The sequence below is a fragment of the Streptomyces sp. Act143 genome (genome assembly GCF_003143935.1).
Taxonomy (GTDB): Bacteria; Actinomycetota; Actinomycetes; order Streptomycetales; family Streptomycetaceae; genus Streptomyces.
Genome location: NZ_QFRX01000001.1, coordinates 5,444,629 through 5,455,905 on the forward strand (window position 1 = coordinate 5,444,629; position 11,277 = coordinate 5,455,905).

Annotated in this window: 11 protein-coding genes; 10 read left to right on the top strand and 1 reads right to left on the bottom strand. The window is 72.6% G+C overall.

Translation table 11 applies throughout. The annotated features are described in order from the left end of the window. The first annotated feature begins 16 nt into the window (after positions 1–16). The 8 genes from DI272_RS24685 to DI272_RS24720 all read left to right on the top strand — a co-directional run bounded on the left by DI272_RS24685 (position 17) and on the right by DI272_RS24720 (position 7,845). The gene (locus DI272_RS24685; protein ID WP_109501014.1) at positions 17–1,015 is read left to right on the top strand and encodes an SRPBCC family protein; all 999 of its coding nucleotides are present in this window, start codon (positions 17–19) and stop codon (positions 1,013–1,015) included. A 57-nt stretch (positions 1,016–1,072) separates the two neighbouring features. Next, entirely contained in the window at positions 1,073–1,861 is a 789-nt protein-coding gene (locus tag DI272_RS24690; RefSeq protein WP_109497463.1) for an aldose epimerase, read from the top strand. Between the two features lie 10 nt (positions 1,862–1,871). Then, positions 1,872–2,420: an orotate phosphoribosyltransferase gene (gene pyrE / locus DI272_RS24695; RefSeq protein WP_109497464.1), complete on the top strand. Its 549-nt coding sequence runs from the start codon at positions 1,872–1,874 to the stop codon at positions 2,418–2,420. Positions 2,421–2,574: 154 nt separating this feature from the next. Next, positions 2,575–3,597, top strand: a complete 1,023-nt coding sequence (gene fbaA, locus DI272_RS24700; protein WP_109497465.1) for a class II fructose-bisphosphate aldolase — start codon at positions 2,575–2,577, stop codon at positions 3,595–3,597. Positions 3,598–3,665: 68 nt separating this feature from the next. Then, positions 3,666–5,150, top strand: coding sequence for an MFS transporter (locus DI272_RS24705; RefSeq protein WP_109497466.1), 1,485 nt, complete (start codon positions 3,666–3,668; stop codon positions 5,148–5,150). 12 nt (positions 5,151–5,162) lie between these two features. After that, on the top strand, positions 5,163–5,576 hold the full coding sequence (locus DI272_RS24710; protein ID WP_030319763.1) for a DUF3151 domain-containing protein: 414 nt from the start codon (positions 5,163–5,165) through the stop codon (positions 5,574–5,576). A gap of 153 nt (positions 5,577–5,729) precedes the next feature. Beyond that, positions 5,730–6,569, top strand: coding sequence for a tryptophan 2,3-dioxygenase family protein (locus DI272_RS24715; RefSeq protein WP_109497467.1), 840 nt, complete (start codon positions 5,730–5,732; stop codon positions 6,567–6,569). Continuing rightward, the gene (locus DI272_RS24720; protein WP_109497468.1) at positions 6,562–7,845 is read left to right on the top strand and encodes a kynureninase; all 1,284 of its coding nucleotides are present in this window, start codon (positions 6,562–6,564) and stop codon (positions 7,843–7,845) included. Before DI272_RS24715 ends, DI272_RS24720 begins: the two co-directional genes overlap by 8 nt. Here DI272_RS24720 and DI272_RS24725 read toward each other — a convergent pair. After that, a complete protein-coding gene (locus DI272_RS24725) occupies positions 7,842–8,447 on the bottom strand; it encodes a TetR/AcrR family transcriptional regulator (protein WP_109497469.1) in 606 nt (201 codons plus the stop codon). The two genes, DI272_RS24720 and DI272_RS24725, sit on opposite strands and share 4 nt — an antisense overlap. Positions 8,448–8,770: 323 nt before the next feature. On the opposite strand from DI272_RS24725, the gene DI272_RS24730 reads away from it, so the two are divergent. Further along, positions 8,771–9,658, top strand: a complete 888-nt coding sequence (locus DI272_RS24730) for an alpha/beta hydrolase (RefSeq protein WP_109497470.1) — start codon at positions 8,771–8,773, stop codon at positions 9,656–9,658. Between the two features lie 511 nt (positions 9,659–10,169). Further along, on the top strand, positions 10,170–11,078 hold the full coding sequence (locus tag DI272_RS24735) for an alpha/beta hydrolase (protein WP_375138064.1): 909 nt from the start codon (positions 10,170–10,172) through the stop codon (positions 11,076–11,078). Positions 11,079–11,277 lie beyond the last annotated feature (199 nt).

Consider the following 11,277-nt stretch of genomic DNA (forward strand, 5'->3'; position numbering starts at 1 on the left):
GGTAGGCTCCCGGACCATGGAGCATGAGGTGTTCGTTCCGGTTCCGGCCGAGCGACTCAGGGAGGCGCTGGCCGATCCCCTTCGGGTCGCCCGGGCCGTTCCCGGGCTCCAGCAGGACGCCGGCGCGGAGCCCGTCACCGGGCGGCTGAAGGTGCGCGTCGGCAGTCACTCGGTCACCTACCGGGGCACTGTACGGCTCACCCCGCAGGACGACGGTTCGTACGCCGCCGAGGGCGACGCCGTCGAGACCCGCGGCACCGGCTCGGTCAAGCTGGCGCTGGCACTGCGGCTCACGGAGGCCGAAGGAGGAACGACCCTCACCTTCGAGGGCACGGCTTCGGCGGACGGCCGCATCACGGAGTTCCCCGAGGGCGCGGTGTCCTCGACGGTGACCCGGCTGCTGAACCGTTTCGCGGAGAACCTGGGAACACCGGCAGAGGACGAGGGGACGCCCCCGGACAGCCCGGAGCCGACGCAGCAGCCGACGCAGCCGACGGGGCGGACGCAGCCGACGGGGCGGACGGGGCCGGAGCAGCCCACCGAGCCCGAGCCTGAACCGGCATCCGAGCCTGAGCTCGAACCTGAAGCCGCATCCGAGCCCGGGCTCGCACCCGAGCCCGAGCCCGAGCCCGAGCCTGAAGCCGCATCCGAGCATGACCTCGCATCCGAGCCCGCATCCGAGCCCGAGCCCGCATCCGAGCCCGAGCCCGCATCCCAGCCCGAGCCCGCATCCCAGCCCGAGCCCGAACCCGCCTCCGGCACCGTCACCCCGCACCCGCCGGAGGACTTCACCGAAGCGTCCGCGCCGCCCGCCGAGGCGGCCCATGCCCGGCGCACGATGATCGGCCGCAGCGCCGAGGAGGTCGACCACGCGCCGCCGCGCGGCCGCTACGCGCCCGTCCCCGCGCCCCAGACCATCGCCCCGAACTCGGTGCTGCGGTGGGCGGCCCCCGCCGCGGCGGTCGTGCTCGCGTCGGCGATCGTGGCGGGACGGGTGCTGCGCAGACGGCGGTGACCGGCCGCGAGGGCGGTGGCCCGGACGCCCCCTTGATCACCCCAGTAGGGTCGTCCCGTGAGTAACGAACCCATCACGCTGACCGCGGGCGACGCGGAGGTGACCGTACTGCCGGGCAGCGGCGGACGGATCGGCGGACTGCGGGTCGACGGGGTCGAACTGCTGCGGCAGGGCGACCGTTTCGGCTGCTTCCCGATGGTGCCCTGGTGCGGGCGGATCAGGGACGGACGGTTCCGCGACGGGGCGACGGTCCAGCAGATGCCGCTGAACTCCCCGCCGCACGCCATCCACGGCACCGCCCGCGACGGCGCCTGGCGCCTCGCCCGCGCCACGGCCGACGAGGCCGTCATCACGTACGACCTGGTCGAGCCGTGGCCCTACCCCGGCCGCGTCACCCAGGCCGTCGCCCTCACCCCGGACGCCCTGACGCTGACCATGTCCGTGGAGGCGTACGACTCCTCCTTCCCGGCCCAGATCGGCTGGCACCCGTGGTTCAACCGCAACCTCGGCGGCGAGGACGTCCGGGTCGCCTTCGCGGCCGGGTGGCAGGAGGAGCGCGGGGACGACCATCTGCCCACCGGCAACCGGATCGACCCCGAGCCCGGCCCCTGGGACGACTGCTTCGGCATGCCCGGCGGCGTCGACGTCACCCTGACCTGGCCGGGGCAGCTGGAGCTGAAGGTCGCCAGCCGCGAGGAGTGGGTCGTCGTCTACGACGAGCAGGCCGAGGCCGTGTGCGTGGAGCCGCAGACCGGGCCGCCCAACGGGCTGAACACCCTGCCGCGCCTGGTCACGCTGCTGGAGCCGCTGGAAGCCGCGACCACCTGGAGCTGGCGGCGCCTCTAAGCTGGGCGGCATGACGGACGTACGCGGCGCGCTGCTGCAGCAGATCAAGGACAAGGCCGTGGTGCACGGCAAGGTGACCCTGTCGTCGGGGCTGGAGGCGGACTACTACGTCGACCTGCGGCGCATCACCCTCGACGGGGAGGCCGCCCCGCTGGTCGGGCAGGTGCTGCTCGACCTCACCGCCGACCTGGAGTTCGACGCGGTCGGCGGGCTGACGATGGGTGCCGACCCGGTCGCCGCGTCCATGCTGCACGCCGCCGCCGCCCGGGGACGGCGGCTGGACGCCTTCGTCGTCCGCAAGACCGCCAAGGCGCACGGCCTGCAGCGCCGCGTCGAGGGCCCGGACATCGCGGGCCGCCGCGTCCTCGTCGTCGAGGACACCTCCACCACCGGCGGCTCCCCGCTGGCCGCGGTGGAGGCCGTGCGGGAGGCGGGCGCCGAGGTCGTCGCCGTCGCCACGATCGTCGACCGCGCCACCGGTGCCGCCGAGAAGATCGAACAGGGTGCCGGGGTGCCGTACCGGTTCGCCTTCTCCAAGGACGAGTTGGGCCTGGACTGAAAGGGACCGACAACCGGGACTTATGGCCGCTCGGAGCATCTCGGTTCGTCTGGAAAGATGGGGCCCGACGACGACGTCGCACCCCCACACCAAGGTCTAGGTCAGGGCCGTAAGCACGTAGTACGCCAACCCGCACACTCCAAGGAGCGGACAGATGCCCATCGCAACCCCCGAGGTCTACAACGAGATGCTCGACCGGGCGAAGGCAGGCAAGTTCGCCTACCCGGCCATCAACGTCACCTCGTCCCAGACCCTGCACGCGGCACTGCGCGGCTTCGCCGAGGCCGAGAGTGACGGCATCATCCAGATCTCGACCGGTGGTGCCGAGTTCCTGGGCGGTCAGCACAACAAGGACATGGTCACCGGCGCCGTCGCCCTGGCCGAGTTCGCGCACATCGTCGCCAAGAAGTACGACATCACGGTCGCGCTGCACACGGACCACTGCCCGAAGGACAAGCTCGACGGGTACGTACGTCCGCTGCTCGCGGTCTCCGAGGAGCGCGTCGCCCGCGGCGAGAACCCGCTCTTCCAGTCGCACATGTGGGACGGCTCGGCCGAGACCCTCGCCGACAACCTCTCCATCGCGCAGGAGCTCCTGGAGCGCGCCCGCGCCGCGAAGATCATCCTTGAGGTCGAGATCACCCCGACCGGTGGCGAGGAGGACGGCGTCTCGCACGAGATCAACGACTCGCTGTACACCACCGTCGACGACGCGATCCGTACGGCGGAGGCCCTGGGCCTGGGCGAGAAGGGCCGCTACCTGCTCGCCGCCTCCTTCGGCAACGTCCACGGCGTCTACAAGCCGGGCAACGTCGTCCTCCGCCCCGAGCTGCTGAAGGACCTCAACGAGGGTGTCGGCGCCAAGTACGGCAAGGCCGCCCCGTTCGACTTCGTCTTCCACGGCGGCTCCGGCTCCACGGCCGAGGAGATCGCGACCGCGCTGGACAACGGCGTCGTCAAGATGAACATCGACACCGACACCCAGTACGCCTTCACGCGTCCGGTGGCGGCCCACATGTTCCAGAACTACGACGGCGTCCTGAAGGTCGACGGCGAGGTCGGCAACAAGAAGACCTACGACCCGCGCACCTGGGGCAAGCTCGCCGAGGCGGGCATGGCGGCCCGCGTGACGGAGGCCTGCGCCAATCTGCGGTCCACGGGCACGAAGATCAAGTAACCCGTAGTCCTGCGTCGTATGCGGTGAGCCCGGTGCCTCGGCGCCGGGCTCACTGTTTACTGGGGGGCATGGCGGACGTCCGGCTGGCCTCGGTGCAGGGCAAGTGGATCCTGCTCACCACCGTGCTCGGCTCCAGCATGGCGATGCTGGACTCGACCGTCGTCAACGTGGCGCTCCCGCGCATCGGCCGGGATCTCGGCGCCGACCTCGCCGCGCTGCAGTGGACGGTCAACGCGTACACGCTGACGCTGGCCGGGCTGATCCTGCTCGGTGGTTCGCTGGGGGACCGGTACGGGCGGCGCAAGGTCTTCGTCGTCGGTGTGGTGTGGTTCGCGACGGCCTCACTGCTGTGCGGGCTCGCCCCGAACGTCGGGGTGCTGATCGGGGCGCGGGCGCTGCAAGGCGTGGGCGGGGCGCTCCTCACCCCCGGGTCCCTGGCGCTGATCCAGGCCTCCTTCCATCCCGACGACCGGGGCCGGGCGGTCGGCCTGTGGTCCGGCTTCGGTGGCATCGGGGCGGCCGTCGGACCGTTCCTGGGCGGCTGGCTGGTGGACGGGCCCGGCTGGCGCTGGGTGTTCCTGCTGAACGTCCCGCTGGCGCTGCTCTGCGCCCCCATCGCCGTACGGCACGTCCCCGAGTCGGACGGGGGCACCTCCCGCTCGGCCGGAGCCGGGAGCGGAGGAGCCCGCCGGCACGCCGGTTTCGACGTGCTGGGCGCGCTGCTGGGGGCGCTCGCGCTGGCGCTGGTGACGTACGCGCTGATCGAGGGGGACTGGATCACGGCGGTGCTCGGCGTGGGCGCCGGCGTCGCCTTCGGGTACGTCGAGAAGCGGCGGCCGGACCCGATGATGCCGCTCGGGATCTTCGCGTCCCGGCAGTTCACGGCCGTCAACCTGGTCACCCTGTGCGTCTACGCGGCCATCAGCGGCTTCTTCTTCCTCGCCGCGCTCCAGCTCCAGGTCGTCGCCGGTTACTCGGCCCTCGGCGCCGGTACGGCACTGCTGCCGACCACCGTGATGATGCTGCTGTTCTCCGCCCGCTCCGGCGCGCTCGCGGACCGGATCAGCCCGCGCATCCCGCTCACCGTCGGCCCGCTGCTGTGCGCGGTCGGGATGCTGCTGATGCTGCGGGTCGGGCCGGACGCGCACTACGTCGCCGACGTGCTGCCCGCCCTGCTGGTCCTCGGCCTCGGCATGGTCGCCCTGGTCGCCCCGCTCACCGCGACCGTGCTGGCCTCGGTGGACGTGGCCCGGGCGGGGCTGGCCAGCGGTATCAACAACGCGGCGGCCCGGGCGGCCGGGCTGATCGCGGTGGCGGCGCTGCCGATGATCGCCGGGATGGGCGAGGAGGCGTACCGGACGCCGGGGGCCTTCGACGACGCGTTCGGGCGGGCGATGGTGGTGTGCGCGGGGGCGATGATCGTGGGGGCGGCGGTCGCCTTCACGACCGTACGGGCGCTGCCGCCGGACTGCACCCGCCCCGAGTGCCTGCACCACGGCTCCGTCACGGCTCCGCCGCTGGAGGGGCAGCGGACGCGCGGGAGACTGGCGTAGGAGACTGGGGGCATGTCGATTCACGAGAACCTCCTCGGGGGCCCGCCCCCGACCCACCTCCCCGACGACCCCGAGCCCCGCGAGCTCCTGGCGAACGGCACGGCCCCCGCGGACGTGGCCGCGAAGTACCCCACCTCCTCGCTGGCCTGGGCCCAGCTGGCCGACGAGGCGTTCGAGCGGGGCAGCGTCGTGGAGTCGTACGCCTATGCCCGTACGGGCTACCACCGCGGCCTGGACTCGCTGCGCCGCAACGGCTGGAAGGGCCACGGCCCGGTCCCCTGGGAGCACGAGCCGAACCGCGGCTTCCTGCGCGCCCTGCACGCCCTCGCCCGCGCCGCCGGGTCGATCGGTGAGCAGGAGGAGTACGAGCGCTGCAGCCAGTTCCTGAAGGACTCCTCGCCCACGGCGGCACAGACGCTGGGCTGACCTGCCGCGACACACTGTGCGGGCCCGGCTGTGATCCAGTCGGGCCTTGCGCGCCACGGGGGTGACGGCTGAGGATTCGGGTGGGGACCGGGGCCCCCGTGTCGGTAACGGCAGGGGCGGACCGCTACCCGGAGTACACAACAGGAGACAGCGATGTCCCACGAGGCTCACGAGAAAACGGAGCCCGAGACCCCGCATCTCGACTTCGAAGGCACGACGCCGTACGAGGACTACGTCAAGGCGGACGTGCTCACCCACCTCCAGCACACCCTCTCCGACGATCCCGGAGAGATGGTCTTCCTGGTCACGACCCAGGTGATGGAGCTGTGGTTCACGGTCATCGTCCATGAGTGGGAGACCGCGGCGCGGGCGCTGCGCTCCGACGACGTGCCCGTCGCGGTCGACGCGCTGAAGCGTTCCGTACGGGAACTGGAGGCGCTGAACGCCTCCTGGCGGCCGCTCGGCCAGCTCACCCCGGCGCAGTTCAACTCGTACCGGGGGGCTTTGGGCGAGGGTTCGGGCTTCCAGTCGGCGATGTACCGGCGGATGGAGTTCCTGCTCGGCGAGAAGTCGGCGTCCATGCTCGTCCCGCACCGCGGCGCGCCGCGGGTGCACGCCGAACTGGAGAAGGCGCTGCACGAGCCGAGCCTGTACGACGAGGTGCTGCGGCTGCTGGCCCGGCGCGGGCATCCGATCCCGGCCACCGTGCTGGCGCGTGACGTGTCGCAGCGGTACGAGCCGTCGGCGGAGGTGGAGGCGGTCTGGACCGACCTCTACTCCGGAGACGGCAATGCTGAACTCGCCCGGCTGGGCGAGGCGTTGACGGACGTCGCCGAGCTGGTGTGGCGGTGGCGCAACGACCACCTGGTGGCCACGCGGCGCGCGATGGGCGCCAAGGCGGGCACGGGTGGCTCCGCCGGGGTGGCCTGGCTGGAGAAGCGGGCCCAGAAGAACGTGTTCCCCGAGTTGTGGACGGCGCGGTCGCATGTCTGAACTGGCGCTGCGGGCGCAGAAGTTGGACGCCGACGACGAACTGGCCGAGGTGCGTGGGCGGTTCGTCCTCGACGAGGTCGTCTACCTGGACGGCAACTCGCTGGGCGCGCTGCCCGCCGCCGTCCCCGGACGCGTGGCTGACGTCGTACGGCGGCAGTGGGGCGAGCTGCGCATCCGGTCCTGGGACGAGAGCGGCTGGTGGACGGCGCCCGAACGGATCGGCGACCGGATCGCTCCGCTGGTGGGGGCGGCGGCCGGGCAGATCGTGGTCGGGGACTCGACAAGTGTCAATGTCTTCAAGGCACTTGTGGGGGCGGTGCGGCTGGCGGGTGGGCCTTCTGGCGGTTCGTCTGCTGATTCGGTTGCGGGTTCGTCTGCCGGTTCTGCCGCCGGTTCTGTGGTCGGTTCTGTGGTCGGTTCCTCTGCCGGTCGGGACGAGATCGTCGTCGATGCGACCACCTTCCCGACCGACGGGTACATCGCCGAGTCGGCGGCGAGGATGACCGGGTGCACGCTGCGTCCGGTGACGCCGGACGAGGTGCCGGGGGTGCTGAGCGAGCGCACGGCTGCGGTGCTCCTGAACCACGTCGACTACCGTACGGGCCGTCTGCACGACCTGCCGTCGCTCACGGCCGCGGTGCACGCGGCGGGCGCCGTGGCGGTCTGGGACCTGTGCCACAGCGCGGGCGCGCTGCCGGTCGGACTCGACGAGCACGGCGTCGACCTGGCGGTGGGCTGTACGTACAAGTACCTGAACGGCGGCCCGGGTGCACCGGCGTACCTGTATGTGCGCTCCGACCTCCAGGACCGCTTCGACTCGCCGCTGCCGGGCTGGAACTCGCACGCGGAGCCCTTCGGCATGAGGTCCGCGTACGAACCGGCGGCGGGCGCGCTGCGCGGGCGCGTCGGTACGCCGGACATCCTGTCGATGCTGGCTCTGGAGGCGGCACTTGACGTCTGGGACGGAGTGTCGATCGAGGCGGTGCGGGCCAAGTCCCTCGCCCTGACCGACTTCTTCCTGGAGTGCGTGGCCGCGTATGCGCCCGCGGGGCGGGTGGAGTCGGTGACGCCGGCGGCACACGCGGAGCGCGGCAGCCAGGTGGCGTTGCGGTGCGACGACGCCGGGGACGTCATGAAGCGGCTGATCGAGCGGGGCGTGGTCGGGGACTTCCGCCACCCGGACGTGCTGCGCTTCGGGTTCACGCCGCTGTACGTCGGCTTCAGCGAAGTGGAGCGGGCGGCAAGGGTGTTGGGGGAGATCCTGGCCGCCGGCTAGCTCGTTCTGTACACCCCCGCCGTCGCGGCGGCGTGCGCGGCTCGCGCCGCGCGGTCGGCCGCGGCGGGGGTCGGGGGCGTTCCGGTGGTGAGGAGCGTGTAGTAGAGCGGTGCGGACACGGCTCGTACGACCTCCTTCGCGTCCGTGCCGACGGGCAACTCCCCACGCCGTACGCTCTGTTCGACGCAGGGCGCCCATTCGGCGACCCGGATGTCGTAGAACCGCCGCAGGGCCTGTGCCGTGCGTTCGTCGCAGGTGGCCGCGGCGATCACCGCGCGGAACAGGGCGCCCTGGCGGGGATCGGCGAGGGTGCGCTGCACGAGGCGGGCGTTGGCCTTCAGGTCGTTGAGAACGTTGCCGGTCTCCTCGCGGGGCAGGGACTGTTCGGCCATGTCGGCGAGGAGGTCGGCGACCAGACCGGTGACCGAGCCCCAGCGCCGGTACACGGTGGTCTTGCCGACGTCGGCGCGGCGGGCCACGTCGGCGAGGTCGAGACGGTCGAAACCGTGCTCGGCGAGGACATCACCGGCCGCCCGCAGCACGGCCGTGCGGACACGGGCGGTACGCCCTCCGGGACGCACGGTGCCGGGTTCGGCGGACATATCGGCCTCCATGGTGACGTTCGGGGTGTCCGGTGGGGGACAGTCGGGGGGCGGTCGGGGTGACCGGCGGGGGCGGGTCGGGGTGTTCGGCGGGGGGCGGTCGGGGTGACCGGCGGGGGCGGTCGGGGTGTTCGGCAGGGGATGGTCGGGGGACGGTCGTGCGAGATGGTCGTGCCAGGCGGTCCAGCGTAACGAAACAGCAGAACCGTTTAACCCTCACCGAGCGTGACATCCGTGTGTCCGCGCACGTCACGGGCCTGATACCGTCCCCGCCAACAGTCGAATTCTCGTCCAAATGCGTTTCATCGCTGAGAGGTTGGAGCATGCCCGACGACTCCGCAGCAGCCCGGGCCGCCGCCGAGGAGGAGTCGGCGTTCTCCCACCCGGCCGTCGACCCCGACGTCAGCTCCGCGTACGGCGACCACCCCGACCAGGTGATCGACTTCTACACCCCCAGGAGTGAGATCCCGGCCGGGGCGCTCGCCCCGCTGGTGGTCGTGCTGCACGGGGGCGCGTGGCGGGCGCCGTACGACCGGCGGCACATCACTCCGTTCGCGGACTATCTGGCGAGGCGGGGGTTCGCCGTGGCCAACGTGGAGTACCGGCGGGGGGCGTTGCTGCCGGGGCAGGACGCCTCCGGCGGGCCGGTCGCCGGGCGGTGGCCGGACACGTTCGACGACGTGGCCGCGGCGATGGACGCGCTGCCCGCACTCGTACGGGACGCTCTCCCGCAGGCCGACCCGCGCCGCACGGTGATCACCGGGCACTCGGCCGGCGGACACCTGGCGCTGTGGGCCGCCGCCCGGCACTTGCTTCCGCAGGACGCCGCGTGGCGCACCGACCGTCCCGCCCCGCTGCGGGGTGTGGTCGCGCTCGCCCCGATCGCCGACTTCGCGATGGCCGGGAAGCTGGACGTGTGCGGGGGTGCCGCGCTGCAACTCCTCGGCGGCGAGGAACACTTCGCGTCCCGTCAGCCGTACGCCGACCCGGCGCTGCTGCTGCCGACGGGCATCGCGACGACGCTGGTGCAGGGCCGGACCGACGACGTGGTGCCGCAGGCGGTGGCCGAGGCGTACGCGGACGCGGCGGCGAAGGCGGGGGAGGTGGTGGGGGTGACGTTGCTGGAGGACGTCGGCCACTTCCCGCTGATCGATCCGGCGGCGGACGCGTGTGCGGTGGTGGCGGAGGAGATCGCGCAGTTGGCCTGGTGACCCGCCCCTGTTCATACCCGTAGTACTTGAGAGCTACGGCGGATGTGAGCTCCCCGGCGGGACGCGGACGACGCGTCCCGATCCGTAGTTTCCCAGTCAGTTGAGCCCGAGGGACGGGCGGACCGGGAGGGGGACGGACATGGGGCTCTTGAGCAACCGGCGCGACTTGCGGGCGATCATGCGCGGCTGTGGCTGCGGGGAGTCTTGCCGCACGGGGGGTGCGGGTGGTGCGAGTGGCTGCGGGGAGTCTTGCCGCACGGGTGGTACGGGCGGTGCGGGTGGCTGGGGTGGCTCTGGCGGTTCGGGTGGTCTAGGGGGCTCGGGTGGCCCGGGTGGCCCGGACGGTTCGGGCGGTTCGGGCGGTTCGGATGGTTCGGGAGGCTCGGGTGGTCTGGGTGGGCGCAGTGGCGCCCTGCGAGTGCGGGCGAGCGAAACGCCCCCGCCCGCACCGCCACCTCGCCGCACCCACAAATGGCGTCGAGCCGTCCTCGCCGCTCTCATCACCGGCGCCGTGGTGCTCCCCCTCTCCGCCGCGGCCCGCCCCGAGATCCCGGCCCCACCCCCGGCAGCCCTCCCCCCGCTGACGGCCTCGACTCTGGACACGGCGTACGCGGCCAACAGAGCCAACGCCGCCGAAGCCGCCCGGATGGCCGCCGCCCACGGCGACACGCACCGAGCCGCGGCCGACCGGGCCATGGCCGCCCGCTCCCGCCACCTCCTCCACTTCGACGGCCGTGGCCAGGGCCAAGCCATAGAGGCCTTCGGCGACTTGGCCCACACCGACCACATCGCCGTCCTCATCCCCGGCTCCGACACCTCCCTCGACACCTACGACCGCTTCCGCACCGAGGCGACGGCCCTGCAACGCGAGCTGAACCGCGCCGACACCCGTACCGCCGCCGGCACGACTGTCATCGCCTGGCTCGGCTACAAGACCCCGGACACCATCAGCGCCACGGTCACGACCACCGGCAGAGCCGACGAAGCCGCCCCGCGGCTAAGGGAGTTCATACGCCGGCTGCACGGCATCGCCGACCGGCACGCCACCGTTTCTCTCCTGTGCCACTCCTACGGCTCGGTCGTCTGCGCCCGCGCCGCCACCGGCCTGGACGTGACCGACCTCGTGCTCCTCGGCAGCCCCGGCACCGGCGCCGACACCGCCGCGGCCCTGCACACCCGCGCCCGCGTCTGGGCGGCCCGCGGTACCGACGACTGGGTGGCGCAAGTCCCGCACATCAGAACGGACTTCTTCGGCACGACCGTCGGATTCGGCACCGATCCCATGTCCCCGTCCTTCGGCGCGAGCGTCTTCGCGGCGGGCGACGGCGGTCACAGCGACTACTACGACCCCGGCTCGGTCTCCGTGGCCAACCTGGCCCGGATCGTCCTGGGCGAGACCTCGGAGGTCACCCGTGCGTGAACCGACCCTGCGCCGGACTCCGCTCTCGGCGCTGCGCCGGACCACCCTCTCGGCCCGGCGCCGCCCTGCCCCTTCGGCCCCGCTTTCGGCTCCGCGTTGGGCGCTGTGCCGGACCGCCCTCCCGGCCCGGCGCCGGCCTGCCCCCTCGCCCCCGCTTCCGGCTCCGCATCGGGCACTGTGCCGGACCCCGCTCCCGGCC